At 71.0% G+C, this 23,063-nt stretch carries 22 protein-coding genes and 2 tRNA genes; 12 read left to right on the top strand and 12 right to left on the bottom strand.

Going from position 1 to position 23,063, the window contains the following annotated elements; all coding sequences use genetic code 11:
• The first annotated feature begins 49 nt into the window (after positions 1–49).
• Genes H295_RS0117935 through H295_RS0117925 form a run of 3 tightly spaced genes read left to right on the top strand, consistent with a single transcriptional unit; the run spans position 50 to position 3,123 of the window.
• Entirely contained in the window at positions 50–1,684 is a 1,635-nt protein-coding gene (locus H295_RS0117935; RefSeq protein ID WP_020136712.1) for a TerD family protein, read from the top strand.
• A 4-nt stretch (positions 1,685–1,688) separates the two neighbouring features.
• Complete coding sequence (locus H295_RS0117930; protein ID WP_020136711.1) at positions 1,689–2,366, top strand: AIM24 family protein; 678 nt, start codon at positions 1,689–1,691, stop codon at positions 2,364–2,366.
• Between the two features lie 19 nt (positions 2,367–2,385).
• Entirely contained in the window at positions 2,386–3,123 is a 738-nt protein-coding gene (locus tag H295_RS0117925) for an AIM24 family protein (RefSeq protein ID WP_020136710.1), read from the top strand.
• 60 nt (positions 3,124–3,183) lie between these two features.
• Here the strand turns inward: H295_RS0117925 and H295_RS0117920 are convergent, their stop codons facing one another.
• A complete protein-coding gene (locus H295_RS0117920) occupies positions 3,184–3,705 on the bottom strand; it encodes an NUDIX hydrolase (RefSeq protein WP_020136709.1) in 522 nt (173 codons plus the stop codon).
• Entirely contained in the window at positions 3,702–5,144 is a 1,443-nt protein-coding gene (locus tag H295_RS0117915) for a zinc-dependent metalloprotease (protein WP_020136708.1), read from the bottom strand. Before H295_RS0117915 ends, H295_RS0117920 begins: the two co-directional genes overlap by 4 nt.
• 191 nt (positions 5,145–5,335) lie before the next feature.
• On the opposite strand from H295_RS0117915, the gene H295_RS0117910 reads away from it, so the two are divergent.
• The 4 genes from H295_RS0117910 (at position 5,336) to H295_RS0117895 (ending at position 8,536) form a co-directional block, all read left to right on the top strand.
• Positions 5,336–6,451, top strand: coding sequence for an SDR family oxidoreductase (locus H295_RS0117910; RefSeq protein WP_020136707.1), 1,116 nt, complete (start codon positions 5,336–5,338; stop codon positions 6,449–6,451).
• Positions 6,452–6,621: 170 nt separating this feature from the next.
• On the top strand, positions 6,622–7,083 hold the full coding sequence (locus H295_RS0117905; RefSeq protein ID WP_020136706.1) for a molybdenum cofactor biosynthesis protein MoaE: 462 nt from the start codon (positions 6,622–6,624) through the stop codon (positions 7,081–7,083).
• 133 nt (positions 7,084–7,216) lie between these two features.
• On the top strand, positions 7,217–7,381 hold the full coding sequence (locus H295_RS47540; RefSeq protein ID WP_020136705.1) for a hypothetical protein: 165 nt from the start codon (positions 7,217–7,219) through the stop codon (positions 7,379–7,381).
• A 60-nt stretch (positions 7,382–7,441) separates the two neighbouring features.
• Entirely contained in the window at positions 7,442–8,536 is a 1,095-nt protein-coding gene (locus H295_RS0117895) for a PDZ domain-containing protein (RefSeq protein ID WP_020136704.1), read from the top strand.
• A gap of 9 nt (positions 8,537–8,545) precedes the next feature.
• On the opposite strand, the gene H295_RS0117890 is transcribed toward H295_RS0117895, so the two are convergent.
• A complete protein-coding gene (locus H295_RS0117890) occupies positions 8,546–9,088 on the bottom strand; it encodes a PPA1309 family protein (RefSeq protein ID WP_020136703.1) in 543 nt (180 codons plus the stop codon).
• 164 nt (positions 9,089–9,252) lie between these two features.
• Between H295_RS0117890 and H295_RS0117885 the strand changes: the two genes are divergently transcribed.
• From H295_RS0117885 to H295_RS0117870, 4 genes are all read left to right on the top strand, one after another.
• Positions 9,253–12,204: a UPF0182 family protein gene (locus H295_RS0117885; protein WP_234021636.1), complete on the top strand. Its 2,952-nt coding sequence runs from the start codon at positions 9,253–9,255 to the stop codon at positions 12,202–12,204.
• Positions 12,205–12,258: 54 nt separating this feature from the next.
• A tRNA-Met gene (locus tag H295_RS0117880) sits at positions 12,259–12,332 on the top strand.
• Between the two features lie 206 nt (positions 12,333–12,538).
• Complete coding sequence (locus tag H295_RS0117875; protein WP_051135567.1) at positions 12,539–14,347, top strand: tetratricopeptide repeat protein; 1,809 nt, start codon at positions 12,539–12,541, stop codon at positions 14,345–14,347.
• 134 nt (positions 14,348–14,481) lie between these two features.
• Positions 14,482–14,555, top strand: a tRNA-Met gene (locus H295_RS0117870).
• A 48-nt stretch (positions 14,556–14,603) separates the two neighbouring features.
• Here H295_RS0117870 and H295_RS0117865 read toward each other — a convergent pair.
• From H295_RS0117865 to hisN, 6 genes are all read right to left on the bottom strand, one after another.
• Complete coding sequence (locus tag H295_RS0117865) at positions 14,604–15,743, bottom strand: ABC transporter substrate-binding protein (protein ID WP_020136700.1); 1,140 nt, start codon at positions 15,741–15,743, stop codon at positions 14,604–14,606.
• A complete protein-coding gene (locus tag H295_RS0117860) occupies positions 15,740–16,603 on the bottom strand; it encodes an ABC transporter permease (protein ID WP_020136699.1) in 864 nt (287 codons plus the stop codon). Before H295_RS0117860 ends, H295_RS0117865 begins: the two co-directional genes overlap by 4 nt.
• Positions 16,600–17,412, bottom strand: coding sequence for an ABC transporter ATP-binding protein (locus H295_RS0117855; RefSeq protein WP_020136698.1), 813 nt, complete (start codon positions 17,410–17,412; stop codon positions 16,600–16,602). Before H295_RS0117855 ends, H295_RS0117860 begins: the two co-directional genes overlap by 4 nt.
• 158 nt (positions 17,413–17,570) lie before the next feature.
• Complete coding sequence (locus H295_RS0117850; protein ID WP_028809465.1) at positions 17,571–17,987, bottom strand: Fur family transcriptional regulator; 417 nt, start codon at positions 17,985–17,987, stop codon at positions 17,571–17,573.
• 99 nt (positions 17,988–18,086) lie between these two features.
• The gene (locus H295_RS0117845) at positions 18,087–18,497 is read right to left on the bottom strand and encodes a cyclic nucleotide-binding/CBS domain-containing protein (protein WP_020136696.1); all 411 of its coding nucleotides are present in this window, start codon (positions 18,495–18,497) and stop codon (positions 18,087–18,089) included.
• A 150-nt stretch (positions 18,498–18,647) separates the two neighbouring features.
• Complete coding sequence (gene hisN / locus H295_RS0117840; RefSeq protein ID WP_020136695.1) at positions 18,648–19,448, bottom strand: histidinol-phosphatase; 801 nt, start codon at positions 19,446–19,448, stop codon at positions 18,648–18,650.
• 144 nt (positions 19,449–19,592) lie between these two features.
• On the opposite strand from hisN, the gene H295_RS0117835 reads away from it, so the two are divergent.
• Complete coding sequence (locus tag H295_RS0117835; protein WP_043217592.1) at positions 19,593–20,201, top strand: TetR/AcrR family transcriptional regulator; 609 nt, start codon at positions 19,593–19,595, stop codon at positions 20,199–20,201.
• Between the two features lie 29 nt (positions 20,202–20,230).
• On the opposite strand, the gene H295_RS0117830 is transcribed toward H295_RS0117835, so the two are convergent.
• From H295_RS0117830 to aroA, 3 genes are all read right to left on the bottom strand, one after another.
• Positions 20,231–20,554, bottom strand: a complete 324-nt coding sequence (locus H295_RS0117830; RefSeq protein WP_007384590.1) for a DMT family transporter — start codon at positions 20,552–20,554, stop codon at positions 20,231–20,233.
• A 96-nt stretch (positions 20,555–20,650) separates the two neighbouring features.
• Positions 20,651–21,661, bottom strand: a complete 1,011-nt coding sequence (gene rsgA, locus H295_RS0117825; RefSeq protein ID WP_020136693.1) for a ribosome small subunit-dependent GTPase A — start codon at positions 21,659–21,661, stop codon at positions 20,651–20,653.
• An 11-nt stretch (positions 21,662–21,672) separates the two neighbouring features.
• On the bottom strand, positions 21,673–22,998 hold the full coding sequence (gene aroA, locus H295_RS0117820) for a 3-phosphoshikimate 1-carboxyvinyltransferase (protein WP_028809464.1): 1,326 nt from the start codon (positions 22,996–22,998) through the stop codon (positions 21,673–21,675).
• Positions 22,999–23,063 lie beyond the last annotated feature (65 nt).

Genomic DNA, 23,063 nt, shown 5'->3' with positions numbered 1-23,063 from the left:
TAGCCTGTCGCGACGCACTCGCATTCGGGATGGGGGACGGTCGTAACGCATGGCCAGGGAATTCCAGCGCGGCCACAAGGCCAAGATCAGTGACCTGACCGCGGGCACGGATCTGTACGTAGGTGTACAGATCTCCGGCCCCGGGCTGACCTTCGACATCAGCTGCTTCGGCCTCGACGCCGACGAACGGCTCTCCGACGACCGGTACTTCATCTTCTTCAACCAGCCCAAGTCCCCCGAGGACTCCGTCCAGCTCCTGGGGGCGCAATCGGGCGACACGGAGTCGTTCCGGGTCACGCTCGACCAGATTCCGCCGCAGATCCAGAAGTTGTCGTTCACGGCGACGATCGACGGCGACGGCCAGATGTCGCAGATCGCTCCCGGCTACCTCCGGATCGTCGCCGGCGGCGAGGAAGTCGCCCGGTACTCGTTCGACGGCAGCGAGTTCTCCACCGAGCGCGCCCTGATGGTGGGCGACCTCTACCTGAAGGACGTCTGGCGGTTCGCCGCGGTCGGCCAGGGCTTCGACGGCGGTCTTGAGGCGCTGCTGAAGAACTTCGGCGGCGAGGTCGCCGAGGAGGAGGCCGCTCCCGAGCCCGCCCCCCAGCCCGGCATCCCGGCGCAGGCCCCGGCCCCGGCCCCGGCCTTCGCGCCGCCCCCGCAGGCCGCCCCGCCCGCGCCGTCGTTCGGCGCGCCCCCGGCGCCCGCACCGGCTCCCGCACCGGCTCCCGCCGCTCCGTCTCCCGCGCCGTCGAGCCCGCAGGCCTTCACTCCTCCAGGGCAGACCTTCACGCCACCAGGAGCACCCCCGGCGGGCCAATACGCCCCTCCGGGCGCTCCCGCGGGCCAGTACGCGCCGCCCGGCGCCCCGGCCGCCCCATATGCCCCTCCCGGCGCCCCCGCCGGCCAGTTCACCCCTCCGGGTGCCGTCGCCGGTCAGTTCGCGCCCCCCGGCGCGCCCGGCGCCTTCCCCGGCCAGGCGCAGCCCTTCGGCGGCGGGACCCAGCTCGCCCCCGTCCCGCCGGAGGCCAACGTCCGGGTCGTCCTGACCAAGTACGCGGAAGCGCCCGTCGGGGACCGCTGGACGGAGCAGAACGCCAACCTGGTGCGGGCCACCCTCACCAAGGACGCGCCCATCCTCGCCAAGCAGGGCAGCATGGTCGCCTACCAGGGCGACATCGACTTCGCCCACAAGGGCTCGGGGCTGCTCGGCAAGCTCACCGGAGCGCTCACCGGCCAGGGCATGTCCCTGATGCGCTGCACCGGCAACGGCGAGGTGTTCCTCGCCGACGAGGCCAGCCGGGTCTTCGTGATCCGCCTCCAGGGCGAGCAGCTCTACACCAGCGCCCAGGGCGTGCTCGCCTTCGACGAGACCCTGGAGACCGAGGTCCGGCGCATCGAGGGCGCGGGACTGCCCGGCGGAGGCTTCTTCAGCATGCTCTTCTCCGGCACCGGCGCGGTCGTCGTCAAGACCCGCGGCGTGCCCGTCGTGCTGCCCGTCGGTCCGGCCACCTATGTCGACGGCAACGCCGTCATCGCCTGGTCGGCAGGTGCGCAGGCGGTCACCACGACCTCGCTCAGGCTGCGCCGCTCCGGGTACGCCCGGCAGACCACCGAGGCCGTGAACCTCCAGTTCCGCGGCGCTCCCGGAAACTTCGTCGTCGTACAGCCCTTCGAGGTGTGAGGCCATGGACACCCAGACTCTGAGTGCGCACCGCGCCGCCGCGACCGGCGTCCGGATGAGTGTGCACAGCTCCAAGACGCTCAAGGTCACCATGGTCACCGGCCACGACCTGATCGCCAAGGCCGGCTCGATGATCGCCTACGACGGCTATGTGCAGTTCGACGCGGCGCCCGCGAGCCTGCGCCGCTCGGCGGAGGAGATGGTCACCGGAGAGGGCGGCCGGCTGATGCTGGCCCGCGGCGACGGCGACCTGTACCTCGCCGACTACGGCGGCGACATCCTCGTCCTGCACCTGAACGGCGAGGCGCTGTCCGTGAACGGCGCCACCCTGCTGGCCTGCGACGCCTCCCTGGAACTCGCCATCGAGCCGGTCAAGGGACTCGCGAAGCTGTCCGGCTCCGGCCTGACCAACCTGGTCGTCAAGGGCACCGGCTGGGTCGCCCTGGTCAGCCGGGGCATCCCGATGGCCCTGGACTGCGCCGAACGCGAGACGTACGTCGACCCGGACGCCCTCGTCGCCTGGACGGCCGGCCTGGAGATGAAGGCCCGCCGCACCATCAAGGCGAGCGCCCTCATCGGCCGCGGCAGCGGCGAGGCCTTCCAGATCGGCTTCAAGGGACAGGGCTTCGTCGTCGTCCAGCCGAGCGAGGACACCGGCGACCGATTCAAGATCCGGGGCTGAGGGGAGCACCAGGCACATCATGCACAGCACACTCTTCGCACACGTCCCGGTCGAGTCGACCGGCCGCTACACACTCCAGAACCCGCAGCTCCTGAAGACCGACGTCACCCAGGGCAGCAGCCCCGTGCTCGCCCGGCAGGGCGCCATGGTGGCCTTCGAGGGACAGGTCGAGTTCGACAGCCAGTACCGCAACCGCAACTGGCGCAACGTCCAGCGGATGACCGGTGAGGGCCTCGACCTCATGCGCTGCAAGGGCAACGGCATCGTCTACCTGGCCAGCGTCGCCCAGCACCTGCACATCATGGAGGTCGGCAGCGGCATCACCGTCGACAGCGCCTATGTGCTCGCCTTCGACGGCTCCCTCGGCGTCGGCATCGTCGCCGTGGACAGCGCCGTCGAGGTGGCCGCCGCGGGCGCCTACAACCTGGAGCTGTCCGGCTCCGGGCAGGTCGTCCTGATGACCTCGGGCGAGCCGCTGGTCCTCGAGGTGAGCCCGGAGAAGAACGTCTGCGTCGACTCCGACGCCGTCATCGCCTGGTCCACGTCCCTGCGCACCCAGCTCCAGGCACCCACCTCCACCTCCGGAGTGTGGCGCCGCCGCGGCACCACCGGCGAGGGCTGGGAGATGCACTTCGGCGGCACCGGCCACGTCCTGGTCCAGCCGAGTGAACTCCTGCCGCCGCAGGGCATGCGCAACGGCGGGGTCCTCGGCCAGTTCGGCATGCGCGGCAACTCCCTCGGGGGAAGCAACAGCTAGGCACGGGTAAGGGGCGCCCACCATAGCCGGGCGCCCCTTACATCCCCGCTGAGGAGGCGCTCACAGCCTCGCGCGCGTCGCTTCCAGCAGTCGTACGACCGACTCGTCGGCGACCTCCGCCACCTCGTCGTAGGGGAACCACCGCACGTCGAGGGACTCCTCGCTGATCGTCTCCACGGCGCCGGCCGGGGCGAGAGCCGCGTACTGGACGTCGAAGTGCCAGTTGCAGGGCGCCGGGACGGGGTGCCGGTCCAGGCGGACCGGGCCGCCGGGCAGCAGGGTCAGACCGGCGACCCCCGACTCCTCCGTCGCCTCGCGCAGGGCCGCCGCCTCCAGGGACGTGTCGGCCGGCTCGCAGTGGCCGCCCATCTGGAGCCACATCCGCAACTTCTTGTGAAGGGTGAGCAGGACCTGCCCGCGTGACGGGTCGATCACCAGCGCGCTCGCCGTGACATGCCCCGCGTGACAGGCCTTCCAGATGCCGTCCGGGTGGGCCGCGAGATGGTCCAGGTAGGCCTGGCGCAGCTCCTCCTGGTCCTCGTACCCCTTGATCACGAGGACCGCGTCGTCATGGAGGCTCACTCGGTGTCGTCGTCCTTCTTCAGGTCCGGCTTCCCGTCGGAGCCGTCGGAGCCGTCCGAGCCGCTGCCCGTCTCGCCGAGCATCTTCTCCAGCTCGGAGAAGTCCAGCTGCTCGCGGTGCACGAAGCCGTCCGGGTCGTCCAGGTCGGAGGCGGTCGGCAGCATGTCCGGGTGGGCCCACAGGCCGTCACGGCCGTCGACACCGCGCGCGTCCGTGAGCGAGGCCCACAGGCGGGAGGCGTCCCGCAGACGGCGCGGGCGCAGCTCCAGGCCGATCAGCGTGGCGAAGGTCTGCTCGGCCGGGCCGCCCGAGGCACGCCGGCGGCGCAGGGTCTCGCGCAGCGCGTCGGCGGACGACAGACGCGGCTTCGCGGCCGCGTGGACCACCGCGTCCACCCAGCCCTCCACCAGCGCCAGAGCCGTCTCCAGACGGGCCAGGGCGGCCTTCTGCTCCGGGGTGTCCTCCGGCTGGAACATGCCCTGCTGGAGGGCGTCCTGGAGCTGCTCGGGGTTCTGCGGGTCGAACTGGCCGACCACGTCCTCCAGCTTGGCGGTATCGACCTTGATCCCGCGCGCGTAGCCGTCCACCGCGCCGTACAGGTGCGAGCGCAGCCACGGCACGTGCGCGAAGAGGCGCTGGTGGGCGGCCTCGCGCAGGGCGAGGTACAGCCGCACCTCGTCCTTGGGGACGCCGAGGTCCTTGCCGAAGGCCTCGATGTTCGCCGGCAGCAGCGCGGCCTTGCCGACCGGGCCCAGCGGCAGGCCGATGTCGGTGGAGCCGACGACCTCACCCGCGAGCACCCCGACGGCCTGCCCGATCTGGGTGCCGAACATGGCGCCGCCCATCGAGCGCATCATGCCGATCAGCGGGCCCGCCATGGCCTGCATCTCCTCCGGCAGGACATCGCCCATCGCGGTGCCGACCCGCTCGGCCACCGGGTCGACGAGCTCCTTCCACGCGGGCAGGGTCGCCTCGACCCACTCCGCGCGGGACCACGCCACCGCGGAGCCCGCGCCGGACGGCAGGGACGTCGCGTCGTCGAGCCACAGGTCGGCGAGGCGGACGGCATCCTGGACCGCGGTGCGCTCGGCGGGGCCGACGCTCGCGTCCTTGGTGCCGTCCGGGGTGCCCTGGGACACCGTCTGGCGGGCGATCTGCTTGGCCATGTCCCAGTTCACCGGGCCGCCCTCGTAGGAGAGCATCTGGCCCAGCTGCTGGAAGGCGGCGCCCAGGTCGGTGGGGTTCAGCGATCCGAACATGGCAGCGAGCGGATTGTCCGCACCGGGGCCGCCAAAGCCTCCGGCGCCGGGCAGGCCGCCGAAACCGAACGGGTTGTTCGGTCCCTGACCACCGCCGCTCTGCTGGTCCTTCTTCTTGCCCTCGTCGCCGTCGTCCGGCTCCTCCGGCGGAAGGCCGAATCCGAATGGGGTGTCACTCACGGGATTCCTCGGCTGGTAAGGCCACCGGTTGCCCCGGTGGCGCGGCTGCCCGATAACACCCCCCAGCGTAGACACCGCGGGCCGTGAGGGCCTCGGTGCTCCGCCGACTCTCCGCCTGCGGCAGGATGGATGCCACCTGGTACGTACGCGTCACTCGCGTTCCTACTGAAGACAACCGCTGGAGACGCCCGGTGAGTTCCCCTGATCCGCAGGTTCGCGCAGCGCGAAACCAGTCAACCAATCCCGCCACGCGCGGGCCAGTCGTCGCGGTCACCGGTGCCGCGTCCGGCGTCGGAGCACTGCTCGTCGAGCGGCTCGCCGCCTCGGCGGAGATCAAGCAGGTCATCGCGTTGGACGAGCGGCGCGGCGAGTGCGCGGCGGCGCAGTGGCACATCCTGGACGTGCGGGATCCGGCCATCGCCGACAAGCTCCGCGGGGCCGATGTCGTGGTGCATCTGGCCCTCGACCTCGATCTGGAGACGGATCCCGCCGCGCGCACGGCCTACAACGTCCGGGGGACGCAGACCGTGCTGACCGCGGCCGCGGCCGCGGGCGTCCACCGGGTCGTGCTGTGCACCTCCGCGATGGTCTACGGCGCGCTGCCGGACAACGAGCTGCCCCTGTCGGAGGACGCCGAGCTGCGGGCCACCGCCGAGGCGACCGGAGTCGGGGACCTGCTGGAGATCGAACGGCTCGCGCGGCGGGCCCCCAGGGCGCACCCGGGGCTCAACGTCACCGTCGTACGGCCCGCCGTCCTGGTGGGCGGGGGCACCGACACCGCGCTGACCCGGTACTTCGAGTCGCCCCGGCTGCTGGTGGTGGCCGGGTCCCGGCCCGCCTGGCAGTTCTGCCACGTCGAGGACCTGTGTGCCGCTCTGGAGCACGCCGTCCTGGAGAAGGTCGACGGGGAGCTCGCCGTGGGCTGCGACGGGTGGCTGGAGCAGGAGGAGATCGAGGAGCTCAGCGGAATCCGCCGGATGGAGCTGCCGTCGGCGGTGGCGCTGGGCGCGGCGGCCCGGCTGCACCGGATCGGACTCACGCCGTCCCCTGCCGGGGACCTCGCGTACACCATGTACCCCTGGGTGGTGAGCGGGAGCCGGCTGCACGACGCGGGGTGGCGGCCGCGGTGGACCAACGAGGAGGTGCTCGCGGAGCTGCTGGAGGAGGTCGCCGGGCGGCACACGGTGGCCGGGCGGCGGCTGGGGCGCAAGGACGCGACGGCGGCGGGGGCGGCGGGGGCGACGGTTGCGCTGCTCGGTGCGGCTGCCGTGGTGCGGCGGGCTCGGAAGGCTCGGCGGAGGATCTGAGGGGGCGCCTCGGGGTGCCGGGTCAGGTTGTGGGGCGGCTGCGGGCCGGTGGGAGCTGACCGCGCCGTTCCCCGCGCCCCTTGGGTTGGCGCATGCGCCGGTGACAGGAGGTGGCCGCCTGTAGGAAAGCTCTATTCCTGGTCGATCGCGGCGTGCGGCACGATGGACGTATGGCACCCACTTTCGATCACCCCGGTGAGCGGACCGCCGACGAGCCCATCAAGCTCCTCGCCGTCCGCGACACCCCCCTCTCCCTCGACGAGGTCTTCCGGGCCGTCGGGGACGATGCCGCCGGAGGGACCGCGCTGTTCGTCGGGACCGTCAGGAATCATGACGGGGGTGTCGACGTCGACAGGCTCGGGTACTCCTGCCACCCCAGTGCCGAGGCCGAGATGCGAAGGGTCGCGGAGAAGGTCGTCGCCGAGTTCCCGGTGCGGGCGCTCGCCGCCGTGCACCGAGTGGGGGATCTCGGAGTCGGTGACCTGGCCGTCGTCGTCGCCGTGTCCTGCCCGCACCGGGGCGAGGCCTTCGAGGCCTGTCGGAAGCTGATCGACGATCTCAAGCACGAGGTGCCGATCTGGAAGCACCAGACGTTTTCTGACGGTACGGAGGAATGGGTCGGCGCCTGCTGAACCCTTCCTTCACCCCTCCGGTTGCGTAACCGCACCCCTGGCACGAGCGTTGTCAGTGCGGATGGTTAATCTGCTGATCAGTCAGTTTTCCGCGATCGCTCGGCGGTCGCTCGGTGCGGGGTCGGAGGTCGGCATGGGGGCGCTCATCTGGTTGGTGATTCCACTCGTGGCCGCGGTCGCGGCCGGGCTGTGGGGCAGCTGGGCCAACCGCAACCACAAGGTCCGCAGCGACGGCCCCGAGCTCGACGGATACGCCCGTTTCCGTGCCGCCATGGAGAAGTCCCACTCCGGTACCTGACCTCGGCCGGGTACGGCGCCCAGACGCTGGTCTGACAGATACGTCCCGTACTGTCGTGCCATGCCACGCCGCACCGCGACGATGCTCGCCTCCACCCTGATGCTGATCGCGCTTCTCTGCGCGGGAGTCTTCATCAAAGTGCCCTACTCCGAGCTGTCACCGGGCCCCACGGTGAACACCCTCGGGGACCACGGCGGCGAGCCGGTGCTCCAGATCTCCGGACGCAAGACGTACCCGACGAGCGGTCACCTGAACATGACCACCGTCCGGGTCACCAGCGCCGACTTCAGGATGAACCTCGTCGAGGCCGTCTACGGCTGGCTCGCGCACGACGCCAAGATCGTCCCGCACGACACGCTCTACCCGGACGGCAAGACCGAGGAGCAGTCGACCCAGGAGAACGCCGAGGAGTTCAGCCAGTCCCAGGAGAGCGCCAAGGTCGCCGCCCTGAAGGAGCTGCACGTCCCCGTGCAGTCCTGGGTGATCGTCTCGACCGTCGTCAAGGACTCCCCGGCCGAGGGCAGACTGCACGCCGGTGACGTGATCAAGGACGTCGACGGGACGGCGGTGAAGGCGCCCGACGACGTCGCCAAGCTGGTGACCAGGCACAAGCCGGGCGAGAAGGTCGTCTTCACGATCGTGCCCGCCAAGGAGCAGGCCGCCGCCGAGAAGGCGAACAAGCCGGCGACGAAGACAGAGAAGATCACCATCACCACCAGGCAGTCCGACGACGACGGCGCCCAGCGGGCCATCGTCGGGATCGCCGCCGGGACCGACCACACCTTCCCGTTCACCATCGACATCAAGCTCGCCGATGTCGGCGGCCCGAGCGCCGGCCTGATGTTCGCGCTCGGCATCTACGACAAGCTCACCCCCGGTAGCCTCACCGGCGGCAAGTTCGTCGCCGGCACCGGCACGATCGACGACGACGGCAAGGTCGGCCCGATCGGCGGCATCGAGATGAAGACGGTCGGCGCGCGCGACAAGGGCGCCCAGTACTTCCTGACGCCCGCCGACAACTGCGCGGCCGCCGCCAAGGACACCCCGAGCGGACTCACCCTGATCAAGGTGAACACCATCGACGACGCCCTCGGCGCGCTCAAGGACCTCCGCGAGGGCAAGACGTCCGACCTGCCGAAGTGCACGAAGAGCTAGCTGCGCGGGCTACTCCTCGAACGTCGCCGACAACGCCTCCGCGAGGCCCGGGACCAGGTCGCCGCCCGTGAGGACCTCCGTGGGGGAGTCCTTCTCACGCAGCCGCAGCGCCGAGTCGCGGGTGCCGTCGCGCAGCACCCCGACCGTCATGCGGACCTCCTGGCGGTCCGGGTGCTCGGCGACCCACTTCGCCAGCCTGGCCTCGCTCAGCCCCTGCGGGACGGACGCCTCGGCGGACGGCGGCAGCATCAGGCGCTCCACGGTGAGCGCGCAGCCGACGACCGCGTCCGGCCAGGCGATGGTGCCGAGGAACTCGTCGAGGGGCTTGCCCGCGGGAATCTCCTCCTGCTCGACGGGGGTCAGAGCCGCGGACTCCTGCGCGCCCCCCTGACCTAGCTGGCTCGCGAGAGCGGGTTCCTGGGCGCGCAGCCGGGCGGTGTCTACGAGGGCGAAGAGACGGGCGGGCTGGTCCCAGCCGAGGCCGGAGGCGTACTCGTCGATCTCGAGCACGGCCCGGGTGAGCGGGCTCGCCGCCATGGGGGTGTTGGACATGGTCACAATCCTGCCTCGTTCATCACCGGAATCGGGAACCGAGTAAACGGTGAGTAAGTTGCATAGGTGTGGGCCCGCGATCACGGGGGGCCACCCAGGGCCCGCGAACCCGGGGGTCTGATGGATCGACAGCGAACTTCGAGGTGCGCACCTTGGCTTTCCAGATGCCGGACCGCGGCGGAGGCCCGACAGGGCCGCGGATGAGAGTGGGCCGCCCGTCCCGGCGTGCCAGGACCCTGCTCATGACGCTGGGCGTCCTTGCCGTCCTCGGCATGGCGTTCACCATGTTCGCGGGTTTCTGGACGGACTGGCTCTGGTACCGCTCGGTGAACTACTCGTCCGTGTTCACCACCACCCTGTGGACCAAGATCGGGCTGTTCTTCGTCTTCGGTGTGCTGATGGCCCTCGCGGTCGGCCTCAACATCTGGCTGGCGCACCGGCTCCGGCCGCCGCTGAGCGCCATGTCGATGGAGCAGCAGAACCTCGACCGCTACCGGATGGGCATCGCGCCGTACAAGAAGTGGCTGCTGCTCGGCATCGTCTCCCTGGTGGGCCTGATCGCGGGCGCCTCGGCGGCCGGTCAGTGGCGGACCTGGCTGATGTGGGTCAACGGCGTCTCCTTCGGCCAGAAGGACCCGCAGTTCCACCTCGACATCTCCTTCTACACCTTCGACCTGCCCTGGTACCGGTTCCTGCTCGGCTTCGGGTTCGCCGCCACGATCCTCTCCGTGATCGCCGCGGCCCTGACCCACTACCTCTACGGCGGCCTCAGGATCACCTCGCCGGGCGCGCGGGCCACGGCCGCGGCCACCGGACACCTCTCGGTGCTGCTCGGCGTCTTCGTCACCCTGAAGGCGGTCGCCTACTGGCTCGACCGGTACGGCCTCGCGGTCAAGTCCAGCGACTTCAAGGCCACCGACAGCTGGACGGGCCTGAGGTACGTCGACGCCAACGCCTATCTGCCGGCGAAGACCATCCTCTTCTGCATCGCCGTCATCTGCGCCCTGCTGTTCTTCGCCACCCTGTGGCGGCGCACCTGGCAGCTGCCCGTGATCGGCTTCGGCCTGATGGTGCTCTCGGCGATCCTCATCGGCGGCCTCTACCCGGCGATCGTCCAGAAGTTCCAGGTCCAGCCGAACGAGCAGGCCAAGGAAGCGCCATACGTCGAGAAGAACCTCAAGGCGACGCGCGAGGCGTACGGCATCGACGACGCCTCCGTGAAGGAGTACGACGGCAAGTCCACCACCACGGACAAGACCAAGCTACGCGACGACGTCGACGCCACGGCCAGCATCCGGGTCGTGGACCCCAACGTCGTCTCGCCGACGTTCCAGCAGCTCCAGCAGATGCGCAACTACTACGCGTTCCCGACCAACCTGGACGTCGACCGCTACAGCAAGGACGGCAAGGATCAGGACACGGTCATCGGGCTGCGTGAGCTGAATCTCGCGGGCATCCCGAAGAACAACTGGATCAACGACCACTTCCGCTACACCCACGGCTACGGCGTGGTCGCCGCGAAGGGCACCGAGGCCGACGACGAGGGCCGCCCGGTCTTCACCGAGTCCAACCTGCCGTCCCAGGGCGACCTCGGCGAGTACCAGCAGCGCGTCTACTACGGCGAGAAGACCACCACCTACTCGATCGTCGGCGGTCCCCAGAAGGAGATCGACTACTCCGACGACGACGGCGAGAAGACCTACAGCTACAAGGACAAGAGCGGGGTCAACCTCTCCAACCCGGTCAACCGGGCCGCGTACGCGGTGGCGTTCAGCGAGCCGCAGATCCTCTACTCCGGAGCGATCGGCGAGGGCTCGCGGATCCTGTACAACCGCACGCCCAAGCAGCGCGTCGAGGCGGTCGCCCCCTGGCTGACCATCGACGGCGACGCCTATCCGGCGGTGGTGAACGGCAGGATCCAGTGGATCGTCGACGCGTACACCACGACGAACGGCTACCCGTACTCCTCGCGCACGACCCTCGGTGACACCACGGCCGACTCGCTGACCGCGACGAACAACCAGCGCGCGGTGGTGGCCCAGCAGAACCAGGTCAACTACATCCGCAACTCGGTGAAGGCGACCGTCGACGCGTACACCGGCCAGGTCAAGCTCTACCAGTGGGACACCCAGGACCCGGTCCTCAAGACCTGGATGAAGGCGTTCCCGGGCACGGTGGAGCCGAAGAAGGACATCTCCACCGACCTGATGGCCCATCTGCGGTACCCGCAGGACCTGTTCAAGGTCCAGCGCGAACTGCTGGCCCGCTACCACGTCGAGGACGCGGACACCTTCCTCAGCGGCAGCGAGGTGTGGCAGGTGCCGGACGACCCGACCAACAAGTCGGGCGACGCGGTGCCGCCGTACTACCTGAGCATGAAGATGCCCGACCAGAAGGCGCAGGCGTTCTCGCTCACGACGACGTTCACGCCCAACGGCCGGGACAACCTCAGCGCGTTCATGTCGGTCGACGCGGAGGCGGGCACCCCTGACTACGGCAAGATCAGAATTCTGAAACTGCCGACCAACACCACGGTCAACGGGCCCAAACAGGTGCAGAGCCAGTTCAACTCCGAACAGGACATCGCCGAGACCATCAGCCTCCTCAACAGAGGCGACTCCAATGTGGAGTACGGCAACCTCCTGACGGTGCCGCTCGACGGAGGACTGCTCTACGTGGAGCCGGTGTACGTACGCGGTGGGGGACTCAAGTACCCGCTGCTGCGGAAGGTGTTGGTGACCTACGGAGGCAACACCGCCTTCGAGGACACCCTCGACCAGGCCCTGAACAAGGTCTTCGGAGCGGACGCCACGACCACTCCGCCACCGGACGACGACGGCGGGACCAAGCCGCCGCCGACGTCCAGCAACCCGACGGTCCAACAGGCGCTGGACGACGCCCAGAAGGCCTTCGACGCCGGCCAGGAAGCCCTCAAGAAGGGCGACTGGGAGGCGTACGGCCGGGCCCAGGACGACCTCCAGGACGCACTCAAGCGTGCGGAGGACGCTCAGGCCGCGGCGAACAAGAGCGGCAGCAGCCCGAAGCCCAGTGGCAGCCCGAAGCCCAGCAGCAGCCCGAAGCCCGGCAGCAGCCCGAGCAGCAGTCCCAGCGGCTGAGCAGCCGCTGGTAAAAGCCCACCTCCGCGCCGTGATACGGTTGCAACACAACGGCGCGGGGTGGAGCAGCTCGGTAGCTCGCTGGGCTCATAACCCAGAGGTCGCAGGTTCAAATCCTGTCCCCGCTACTGGAATCGAAGGCCCGGATCCTCTTCAGGATCCGGGCCTTCGTGATGTGCGAACGCATGTGCCGAGGAATCGACGGCCGTGCCGCCGGGGGCAGTTGGCGGGAACTGTGTTTCACTTGTCGTTCTGTGGGCATGTCGACAAAACGCTGAAGTGACCTCACTGGCTGCGGTATACCAGGTGTACCCAGGTTGCAGGTGGTGCGACGATGGACGTTATGGGGGACAAGGCAACTCTGTTCGAGACAGGGCGTTTTGTGCAACCTTCCGGGCGGGACGGGGTCGGGGAGGCGCCTGACGACGCCGCCGAGGAGGTCCGGCAGCGGCTCGCCGCCGAAGCCGGTGACGTCGAGGCGATGAGCGTCCTCGGCGCCCTGCTGCTGCGCCGCGGTGATCTCGACGGAGCCGAGCCCCATCTGCGTGCCGCCACCGCCGCCGGCGACCGGGCCGCCGCCAACAACCTGGGCGTCCTGCTCCACCAGCGTGGTTATGCCGACGACGCGGCCGGCTGGTGGCGGATCGCCGCCGTCGCCGGATCCGCCGCGGCCGCCCACGCGCTGGGCCGCCACCACCGCGAGCGGGGCGACGAGCCCGCCGCCGAGTACTGGCTGCGCCAGTCCGCCGAGCAGGGCCACGCGCTGGGCGCCTACGCCCTCGCCGACCTGCTGGAGCACCGCGGGGACGCGGACGCCGAGCCGTGGATGCGGACCGCCGCCGAGCGGGGACACCGCGAGGCCGCCTACCGGCTGGCCCGCGCCCTCGACCGCCGGCTGGTGCCCGAGGGGGACGTCGGGGAGGACCACGGCGCCGGGGCCGACGCCGAGCAGTGGTACCGGCAGGCGGCCGCGCGCGGGCACCGGCGTGCGGCGCTGCACCTCGGGGCCATCCTGGAGCGGCGCGGTGCGCTCAAGGAGGCCGGCCGCTGGTATCTGACCTCCGCGAAGGACGGCGAGGCGCGGGCCGCCTGCGCGCTCGGGTTCCTGCTGCGGGACGCGGGCGACACCGAGAGCGCCGCCGTGTGGTGGCTGCGCGCCGCCCAGGACGGCGACGGCAACGCGGCCAATGCGCTGGGCGCGCTGCACGCCGAGCGCGGCGAGCCACAGACCGCCGAGCGCTGGTACCGGGCCGCGATGGACGCCGGTGACGACAACGGCGCGTACAACCTCGGGCTGCTCTGCGCCGAGCAGGGACGGACCGCGCAGGCCGAGCAGTGGTACCGGCGGGCCGCGTACGCGGGGCACCGGGAGGCGGCCAACGCGCTCGCCATCCTGCTGCTCCAGGGCGGCGACACGGCCGGTGCGGAGCCGTGGTTCTCCAAGGCCGCCGAGGCCGGGAGCGTCGACGCCGCCTTCAACCTCGGCATCCTGTTCGCCGGCCGCGGCGAGGAGGCCGTCGCACTGCGCTGGTACGAGCGGGCGGCCGCCGCCGGGCACACCGAGGCGGCGCTCCAGGTCGGCATCGCCCGGCTGCGGGACGGCGACGAGGCCACCGCCGAACGGCATCTGCGGTGCGCGGCGGGGGGCGGCAGCGCGGAGGCCGCGTACCGGCTCGCCACCGTGCTCGACGCCCGGCGCCCGCCGGTGCCCGCGCACACCCTCGGGGAGCCGGTGCACGAGGAGAAGAGCGAGTGCGAGGAGTGGTACGAGCGGGCGGCCTCGCAGGGGCACCGGCGGGCCCAGGTGCGGGTGGGGATGCTCGCCGCGTCCCGGGGCGATGTCGTCGAGGCGGCCCGCTGGTACCGGGAGGCCGCGGAGGCCGGCTCCCGCAACGGCGCCTTCAACCTGGGGCTGCTGCTCGCCCGCGAGGGGAGTGAGCCGGAGGCCGCCGTGTGGTGGGCCCGGGCCGCCGACGCGGGGCACGGGCGGGCGGCGTTGCGGCTGGCCCTCGTCTACGCGCGTCGGGGAGAGCTGGCGGAAGGGCAGCGGTGGGCCGACCGGGCGGTGGCGCTGGGGCCTGCGGAGGTGTCGGAGCGGGCGGCGCGGTTGCGGGACGCGCTGCGGGAAGAGCTGTCCGCCTAAGGGGGTGGCGGGTCCGGTGGCACGGCGGCTGCGGGATCGTCGTGGCTTGTCGCGCCGTTCCCCGCGCCCCTGAGTGGGTGCAGTGAAGCGATTTGCTTCTGGACTCATCCTTCACGTAACGTTGCATTCATCGACGCGGGGTGGAGCAGCTCGGTAGCTCGCTGGGCTCATAACCCAGAGGTCGCAGGTTCAAATCCTGTCCCCGCTACTGAAGGCCGAGGGCCGGAATCCGAAAGGGTTCCGGCCCTCGGTGCGTTTACGGCCGATGACCCACCGCTTCCTCGTAGAGGGACCTGTTCACCGTCCTCGACTCCGGCAGCGGGTCACCCTCCGCCACGCCCTGAGCCCTGTACGCCGCCTGCAAGCGGTCCGTCGTGCCCGATCTGATCTCCCAGTCCATCCGCAGGGACGGGGTGGAACGCAGGATCGCCTCGTCGGTCTTCAGGAGTTTCGCCAGGTACGTGACGAAGGTCGCGTCGGACTTGTAGCCGGCCGGGAAGTACGTGTTCACCGTGCGGATGTACGCCCGCAGCAGGGCCACCCCCGCGTCCACGTCGTCGTCGAGCAGGCCGGGGCCGTACAGCATGCCGCCCAGGGGCTCACCGAGGGGCTGGCCGCCGAGGAAGGCGTAGTCGGAGCTGCCGTCGACCCTGCGCCAGACCGGGTCCAGGAGCCAGGCCGAGTCGACGCCGCCGTTCTGGAGGGCCGTCAGGACGTCCGCCGAGCCGAGCTGCTGGTACTGGATCTCGTCGAGGCCGCCGCCGTGCTTCTCCAGGGCCTTCTCCATCGGGTACGCGATCACCGAGCCCTTGCCGATCATCGTGCCCATCCTGCGCCCGGCCATCCTCACCTGGCCGGCGTTCTCGCCGTCCTTCAGCCGCACCCACAGGCCGCTCTTCGACGCCGGGTCGGGGGAGAAGTTCGCCGCGACCCAGCGGATGTCGAAACCGCCCCTGATGCCGTTCATGACGGCTGCCTCGGGGGCCGCCCACAGCGCGTCGATGTCCCCCTTCGCGAGAAGCGGGAGGGAGTCCGGGGTCGGCAGGACCTTCAGGGTGACGTCCAGGCCCTCCTTCTTGAACTCGCCCTTGTCCACGGCCACTTGGAGGGGGGCCACGTATTCAGCGCTCAGGGTGCCCGTTGCGATCGTCAGCTTGCGGGGTCCGGCGAGGGGGCGTGGGGCGGGAGCGCCCTTGTCGCAGCGGGCCGGGGTGCGGGTGGGGGAGAGGTCGGCGGGGTCCGTCCAGGAGCCGGTCCCGCAGCCCGGCACCGGGCGGACGGTCCGGGTCCCGGCCGCGTCCGGCTCCGGGCTTCCTGTGGGGTGGGACGCCGTGCAGGAGGCCGTGGCCAGCAGGGTCAGGGCGGTCAGGAGGGTGCCGTAGAGGCGGGTGTTCATGATTGGCCCCTTCCGCGGTCCTTCGGGGCCCACGGGGTGAGCAGGCGGCCCAGGACGCGGACCAGTTCGGAGAAGAGGACGCCGAGGACGGCCACGCAGACGATGCCGACGAACATCACGTCGTTCCGGAAGAGGGCGCGGGAGTCGAAGATCAGGTGGCCCAGGCCGTCGGTGGCGGCTATCTGTTCCGAGGCGACGATCACCAGGACCGCCACGCCCGCGGCTATGCGGGCGCCGACCAGGACGGACGGGAGGGAGGCGGGGAGCAGGATGTGGCGGAACGTCTGCCACGGCGAGGCGCCGAAGACCTGGCCGGCGTCGCGGTGGCCGGCGGGGATCGAGACGACGGCGGACATCGTCTGGATCCAGACGAAGAAGAAGACCGTCGTCGCCACCAGGGCGATCTGGGGGCCCTCGCCGAGGCCGAACATGTTCAGGAAGACCGGGAGCAGGGCCAGCTTCGGGACCACGTACAGGGCGTCCAGGAGGGGTTCCAGGGCCGCTCTCACCAGGGACAGCGAGCCCATCAGCAGGCCCAGCGCGTAGCCCGTGGCCGTGCCGACCGCGTAGCCGGCCAGGACGCGCTTCGTGGTGGCCCACACGTCCGGCCAGAGCTCGCCGGCCGCCGCGCGGTCCCAGCCGTCGGCCAGGATCGTGGAGGGGGCCGGGTAGACGCGGGCGTCCAGCCAGGACTGAGCTGCGGCCAGTTGCCAGAGGAGGATCAGGAGCAGGGGGACTGCGGTCGCCAGGGCCAGTTCCAGGGCGCGTCTGCGGCGGTGGGTGCGGACGGGGTGCAGTTCCTCCGGGCCCGGGCGGCGGACCAGGACGGATTCCGGCTTCTCGGGAGCGATTGTCGTCATGCCGGTACCGCCTCCTTCCTCAGCAGGTCCCACAACTCGCTCTTGAGGGAGGTGAAATCGGGTGCCGCGCGGATGTCGCCGGTGCGGGGGCGGGGGAACGGCGGGCGGTGCTCGGCGATCAGACGGCCCGGGCGGGCGGACATCACCAGGACGCGGTCGCCGAGGACGATCGCCTCCTCCAGGCTGTGGGTGATGAACAGCGTGGTGGTGCGCAGGGTCTGGGTGATCTCCAGCAGCTCGTCCTGGAGGATCATGCGGAGTTGGGCGTCCAGAGCGGCGAAGGGCTCGTCCATCAGCAGGAGTTCGGGCTCCACGGCCAGGGCCCGGGCGATGGCCACGCGCTGGCGCATGCCTCCCGACAGGGCCGCCGGGTAGGCGTCGGCGAACTCCGTGAGGCCCATGCGGGCCAGCCACTCGTCGGCCCGGGCGTTCGCCTCGCGGCGCGGGACGCGCTGGATGTCCAGGCCGAAGCGGACGTTGGCGCGGACCTGCTTCCAGTCGTGGATGCCGTAGTCCTGGAAGATCATGGCCGCCGGGCGGGCCGCCGAGGTGCGGATCTCCAGGGTGCCGCCGCTCGGGCGCAGCAGGCCCGCCGCGATGCGCAGCAGCGTCGACTTGCCGCAGCCGGAGGGCCCGACCAGGCAGACGAACTCGCCCGGGGCGACGGTGAGATCGAGGGGGCCGAGGGCGTCGACGGAGCGGGGCGGGCGGCCGAAGGCGCGGGTCAGGCCGGTGGCGTGGAGCTTGGGGTGCGGGCGGTCCGGGGGCGGTTGCCGTGCTGTGGTGGGTTCGGGGTGCGGGTCTCCCACGGTTGCTCCCTGAGTCAGGAGTTCGGTACGGAGAGGGTGGCCGCACGACGATATGACGGTCCGTCAGATTCAGGAAGCCCTCGTGCCCCCGTGCCTTCGTGGGCAGTGCGAAGCCCCGGGGTCCTGGAAGGACGCCGGGGCTCAGGTGCGGGGTGCTGCTAGGCCGCCGCGCAGTTCGGGCACACGCCGCGGTAGGTCACCTCGACGTCCGAGACGGTGAAGCCGAAGCGCTCGGAGTCGGGCAGGTCGGCCATCGGGTTGCCCGTGGGGTGGACGTCCCGGATGGCGCCGCACCGGGCGCAGACCAGGTGGTGGTGCGGCCGGTGCGCGTTGGGGTCGTACCTCTTGGCGCGCTTGTCGGTGGCGACCTCGAGCACCTCGCCGAGGGTCACCAGCTCGCCCAGGGTGTTGTAGACGGTCGCCCGGGAGATCTCGGGCAGCTTGGCCACGGCGCGCGCGTGGACCTCGTCGGCCGTCAGGTGGACGTGATCGCCGTCGAGGACCTCGGCCACGACGCGCCGCTGCGCGGTCATCCGCCATCCGCGGCCGCGCAGTCGTTCCAGTAGGTCGCTCATGTGCACCAGCCTAACAGCTGGAGACCAGAATCCGAACGGGTGTGAGATTGGATGGCTACTCGAATTGGACTGAGTCCAGTGTGACTTTTCCGGTGTGCTCTAGTGGGGCGATCCGGTGCCGGCCGGTACGCGCTGCCGTGCCGGTGCCCAGCAGCGGATGATGTCGCGGACCGAGACGATGCCCACGGGTTCACCGCGGTCCAGCACGATGAGGTGCCGGAAGCCGCCGTGCGCCATCGCCTGCGCGGCCTCCTCCAGCGTCCAGGTCGGGGTGGCGAAGACGACGTCGGTGGTGGTGTGGGCGTGGACGTGCTCCGTGTCCGGGCTCTGGCCCAGGCCCACGGAGTTGAGGAGGTCGCGCTCGGTCAGAATGCCGGTGCCGGTGCCGTCGGGATCGAGGACCACGGCCGCGCCCACCCGGCGGGCGGACATCAGGGCGGCGGCCTGGCGGAGGGTGTGGGCGGGGCCGATGGTCAGGACCACCGTGCTCATGGCGTCGCGGACGAGCATGGGTTCGGAGTCACCTCCTGGTGGGCCACTGAGAAAGTTCAGTGGTTCACAAGTTCACAAATGAGGGTGCTCTCAGAGTCCCAGGTAAAGCGGGGGTCAACAAGAGGGCGCGCGCTGCCGATTGAGGGCGCGTGCGCTCAGATGTGCTTCCTAGTAGCGCTCGTTGAGGTATCCCAGCAGCTCGTCGTGGAGCAGGCCGTTGGAGGCGGCGGCGTTGCCGCTGTGCGGGCCGGGGCGGCCGTCGAGGCCGGTGAAGGTGCCGCCGGCCTCGGTGACGACGATCGCGTTCGCCGCCATGTCCCACAGGGACAGCTCCGGCTCGGCGCAGATGTCGATCGAGCCCTCGGCGACCATCATGTACGGCCAGAAGTCGCCGTACGCGCGCGTGCGCCAGACCTCGCGGGTCAGGTCCAGGAACCCGCCAAGGCGGCCCTGGTCCTCCCAGCCGGTGAGCGAGGAGTACGCGAAGGACGCGTCGGTGAGCTTGCCGACCTTGGAGACGTGCAGCCGGGAGGCGGAGGACAGGCTGCGGCCGGTGAAGGCGCCGTGGCCCTTCGCGGCCCACCAGCGGCGGCCGAGGGCGGGGGCCGAGACCAGCCCGACGACGGGCTGGTAGCCGCCCTCCGCGGCCTCCATCAGGGAGATCAGGGTGGCCCACACGGGGACGCCCCGCACGTAGTTCTTGGTGCCGTCGATGGGGTCGATCACCCAGCGGCGGGGGCCGGTGCCCTCCACGCCGTACTCCTCGCCGAGGATCGCGTCCCTCGGGCGGGCCCGCTTGAGGTGGTTGCGGATGAGTTCCTCCGCCGCCTTGTCGGCCTCGCTGACCGGGGTCATGTCCGGTTTCGTCTCGACCTTGAGGTCCATCGCCTTGAAGCGGTCCATGGTGGTCGCGTCGGCCGCGTCGGCGAGGACGTGGGCGAGGCGGAGGTCGTCGAGGTAGTCCGGCATGGGGCGAACGGTATCTGCCGCTGTCGGCACGGTGCTACAGGGGCCGGAGTGTGGACGCCTCCCCCACGATGCCCCCGCGCACCCTTGACAGTGCACGCGGGCGCGTCAAATCTGGGCGCAGAGCTGCTTGCTCCCTGGGAGGCGATGATGCCTGCTGCGCGGGAATCGCTGCTGGATGCCGCTTACGCGGCGTTGGCGCGTCGGCCGTGGTCCGCCGTGAGGATGGTGGACGTGGCGGTGGTGGCCGGGGTGTCCCGGCAGACGCTGTACAACGAGTTCGGGAGCAAGGAAGGGCTGGCCCGCGCACTCGTGAGACGAGAGGCCGACGGTTATCTCCTCGGTGTGGAGCGGGCGCTCACCGCGCACGGCGACGCCCGCGAGCGGCTGACGGCGGCCGCCGAGTGGACCACGGTCTCCGCCCGGGAGAACGCGCTGGTACGGGCCATGCTCACCGGCTGCTGGGGTGAACGGCTGCCCTCGCCGACGCTCTCCGCGGTGCCGTCCTCCTCCGCGGTGCCGGCCCAGCGCCGGGCGGACGGGCCGCTGCCGTCGCCCGGTGACTTCGTGGCCCTGGTCCGCGACCGTGCCGTCTCGGTCCTCGCCGGACCCGGCGTGCACAAGGCGGACGTCCCCGAACTGGCCCGCTCCTGCGAACTGGCGGTCCGGCTCGCCCTGTCCTGCGTGTCCGCCCCGCCGGGCGAGGGCGGGGTCGCGGACCTGGTCCGCAGCGCGCTGTACCGGCAGCTCGCGTGACCGGCAGTTCGCGCGACCGGCGGCGGGACCTAGTGCTGCGAGCCCGACAGCTGGAGGCCGATCACACCTATGATCACCAGGCTGATCGAGACGATCTTCAGCGTCGAGACGAGGTCGTCGAGGAAGATCATTCCGTAGATCGCGGTGCCCGCCGCACCGATACCGGTCCACACGGCGTAGGCGGGGCCGACGTCCAGCTTCTTCAGTGACAGGGTCAGCAGGCCGAAGCTGCCGAGCGCGAAGATGCAGAACGCGACGGTCGGCCACAGCCGGGTGAACCCGTGGGAGAGCTTCAGACACACGGCGAAACCGGTCTCCAGCAACCCGGCCACCACCACCAGCAGCCACGCCATGTGCTGTCCTCCCGTATGTCCGGCTCGGTGCGAGTATGCACTTACCGAACTCGCGTACACCCAAACAACGCGGAGGTCAGTCGCCCGGGCCCCCGGTCAGTCCCCCTCCGTGCGCTCCCGCGTCGACAGCAGCCGGCGCAGCGAGTACAGCCGGGCCGGGTCGGCGTGGCCCTCGGCCACCCACTCGTCCAGCGCGCAGTCCGGCTCGTCGTGGCTGCACGCGCGGGGGCAGTTCTCGGTCCCCGGCTCCAGGTCGGGGAAGGCGTGGATCACCCGGGACGGGTCCACGTGGTGCAGCCCGAACGACCGTACGCCCGGGGTGTCGATCACCCAGCCGTCGTCGCCCGCCAGGGGCAGCGCCAGCGCCGAGGTCGTGGTGTGGCGGCCGCGGCCTGTCACCGCGTTCACATGACCGGTCAGGCGCCGGCGGTCCTCCGGGACCAGCGCGTTCACCAGGGTGGTCTTGCCCACGCCCGAGTGGCCGACGAACGCCGTGATCCTGCCGTCCAGCTGCTCGCGCACCCGGGCCGCCGCATCGCCGTTCTCCAGCTCCTCGCGGCTGGTGACGACATACGGGATGTCCAGGTCGCCGTAGAGCTCCAGGAGCTTGTCCGGCGGGGCGAGGTCCGACTTGGTCATGACCAGCAGGGGGGTCAGCCCGCCGTCGTAGGCCGCGACCAGGCAGCGGTCGATGAGGCGCGGCCGGGGTTCCGGGTCGGCGAGGGCGGTGACGATGGCGAGCTGGTCGGCGTTGGCGACGACCACCCGCTCGTACGGGTCGTCGTCGTCGGCCGTACGGCGCAGCACCGAGGTGCGCTCCTCGATCCGGACGATCCGCGCGAGGGTGTCCTTCTGGCCCGACAGGTCACCGACGAGGGCCACCCGGTCGCCGACGATCGCCGCCTTGCGGCCGAGCTCGCGGGCCTTCATCGCCATGACGATCCGGTCGTCCACCAGGACGGTCAGCCGGCCCCGGTCGACGGTCAGAACCATGCCCCAGGAGGCGTCCTCGTGCTTGGGCCGAATATGGGTGCGCGGCCGGTTCCCCTTGCGGTTGGGGCGGCTGCGGATGTCGTCCTCGTCGGTGTGCTTGCCGTAGCGGCGCATCGTCTAGGTCCCTACGGCCTGTCGCTCCCGAGCATCCCCGTCCACAGATCCGGGAAGTCCGGCAGGGTCTTGGCCGTCGTCCCGACGTTCTCGATCTGCACTCCCTCGACCGCGAGGCCGATGATCGCGCCGGCGGTGGCCATGCGGTGGTCCTCGTAGGTGTGGAAGATCCCGTCGTGCAGCGGGCGCGGGCGGATGTGCAGTCCGTCGGCCGTCTCGGTGACGTCACCGCCGAGTTCGTTGATCTCCTTGGTGAGCGCGGCCAGCCGGTCCGTCTCGTGCAGACGCAGATGGGACACCCCGCGCAGGGTGGAGGGGGAGTCCGCCAGGGCGGCGACCGCCGCGATGCCCGGGGTCAGCTCGCCGACCTCGCCGAGGTCGACATCGATGCCGTGGATGGCACCCGAACCGGTGAACACCAGGCCGTAGTCGGTGAGTTCGCAGGAACCACCCATCTCGGTGAAGATCTCGCGCAGCCGGTCGCCGGGCTGGGTGGTGCGGGCCGGCCAGGCCGGGATCACGACCCGGCCGCCGGTCACCAGGGCGGCCGCCAGGAACGGCTGGGCGTTGGACAGGTCGGGCTCGATGGTCAGGTCCCGGCCCAGCAGGGCGCCCGGCGTGACCCGCCAGACGTTCGGCTCGCCGCCCGACTCCGGGGTGTCCACCTGGGCGCCGACCGCGCGCAGCATGTCGACGGTCATGCGGATGTGGGGCATCGACGGCAGCGAGGAGCCGATGTGCCGGACCTCGACGCCCTGGTTGAAGCGCGGGCCGCTCAGCAGCAGGGCGCTCACGAACTGGGACGAGCTGGAGGCGTCGATCTCCACCGGGCCGCCGTCCAGGGCGCCGCTGCCGTGGACCGTCAGGGGCAGGGCACCCCGGCCGTCGTCGTCGATCCGGGCGCCGAGCACGCGCAGCGCGTCGATCACGCCGTGCAGGGGGCGTTCGTACGACCTCGGGTCCCCGTCGAAGCGGACGGGGCCGTCGGCGAGGGCCGCGACGGGGGGCAGGAAGCGCATGACGGTGCCGGCGTTGCCGACGTCGACGGTGGCGGGGCCGCGGAGGCCTGCCGGCAGGACGCGCCAGGTCTCGCCGGTGCCGTCGGGGCCCACTCCCTCCTCGATGCCGACGCCCATCTCGCGGAGGGCGGCGGCCATGAGGAGGGTGTCTCGGGAGCGGAGGGGGCGGCGGAGCCAGCCCGGTTCGCTCGCAAGGGCTGCCAGTACCAGTGCGCGGTTGGTGACCGACTTTGACCCTGGGACATGGACCGTTGCGTCGACGGCTCCGCTTGCTTGAGGGGCGGGCCAGAGAGCGGTGTCTGCGGGGTTCAAAGCCATGGGGTCCACTTTAGTGGGGGGTGGTCTTTCGGGTGCGACGCCGTCGTGGCTGGTCGCGCAGTTCC

It is taken from the genome of Streptomyces sp. 351MFTsu5.1, assembly GCF_000383655.1.
GTDB lineage: Bacteria > Actinomycetota > Actinomycetes > Streptomycetales > Streptomycetaceae > Streptomyces > Streptomyces griseorubiginosus.
The sequence above is the reverse complement of the archived record's forward strand: the minus strand, read 5'-3'. Positions and strand labels throughout refer to the sequence as shown.

Excerpts from the sequence above, each read along its gene's own strand:
- H295_RS0117935 (WP_020136712.1), top strand. The coding sequence starts at position 50 with ATGGCCAGGGAATTCCAGCGCGGCCACAAGGCCAAGATCAGTGACCTG.
- H295_RS0117930 (WP_020136711.1), top strand. The coding sequence starts at position 1,689 with ATGGACACCCAGACTCTGAGTGCGCACCGCGCCGCCGCGACCGGCGTC.
- H295_RS0117925 (WP_020136710.1), top strand. The coding sequence starts at position 2,386 with ATGCACAGCACACTCTTCGCACACGTCCCGGTCGAGTCGACCGGCCGC.
- H295_RS0117905 (WP_020136706.1), top strand. The coding sequence starts at position 6,622 with ATGGCACCCACTTTCGATCACCCCGGTGAGCGGACCGCCGACGAGCCC.
- H295_RS47540 (WP_020136705.1), top strand. The coding sequence starts at position 7,217 with ATGGGGGCGCTCATCTGGTTGGTGATTCCACTCGTGGCCGCGGTCGCG.
- H295_RS0117895 (WP_020136704.1), top strand. The coding sequence starts at position 7,442 with ATGCCACGCCGCACCGCGACGATGCTCGCCTCCACCCTGATGCTGATC.
- H295_RS0117890 (WP_020136703.1), bottom strand. The coding sequence starts at position 9,088 with ATGTCCAACACCCCCATGGCGGCGAGCCCGCTCACCCGGGCCGTGCTC.
- H295_RS0117885 (WP_234021636.1), top strand. The coding sequence starts at position 9,253 with ATGCCGGACCGCGGCGGAGGCCCGACAGGGCCGCGGATGAGAGTGGGC.
- H295_RS0117875 (WP_051135567.1), top strand. The coding sequence starts at position 12,539 with ATGGACGTTATGGGGGACAAGGCAACTCTGTTCGAGACAGGGCGTTTT.
- H295_RS0117865 (WP_020136700.1), bottom strand. The coding sequence starts at position 15,743 with ATGAACACCCGCCTCTACGGCACCCTCCTGACCGCCCTGACCCTGCTG.
- H295_RS0117860 (WP_020136699.1), bottom strand. The coding sequence starts at position 16,603 with ATGACGACAATCGCTCCCGAGAAGCCGGAATCCGTCCTGGTCCGCCGC.
- H295_RS0117850 (WP_028809465.1), bottom strand. The coding sequence starts at position 17,987 with ATGAGCGACCTACTGGAACGACTGCGCGGCCGCGGATGGCGGATGACC.
- H295_RS0117845 (WP_020136696.1), bottom strand. The coding sequence starts at position 18,497 with ATGCTCGTCCGCGACGCCATGAGCACGGTGGTCCTGACCATCGGCCCC.
- hisN (WP_020136695.1), bottom strand. The coding sequence starts at position 19,448 with ATGCCGGACTACCTCGACGACCTCCGCCTCGCCCACGTCCTCGCCGAC.
- H295_RS0117835 (WP_043217592.1), top strand. The coding sequence starts at position 19,593 with ATGATGCCTGCTGCGCGGGAATCGCTGCTGGATGCCGCTTACGCGGCG.
- H295_RS0117830 (WP_007384590.1), bottom strand. The coding sequence starts at position 20,554 with ATGGCGTGGCTGCTGGTGGTGGTGGCCGGGTTGCTGGAGACCGGTTTC.
- rsgA (WP_020136693.1), bottom strand. The coding sequence starts at position 21,661 with ATGCGCCGCTACGGCAAGCACACCGACGAGGACGACATCCGCAGCCGC.
- aroA (WP_028809464.1), bottom strand. The coding sequence starts at position 22,998 with ATGGCTTTGAACCCCGCAGACACCGCTCTCTGGCCCGCCCCTCAAGCA.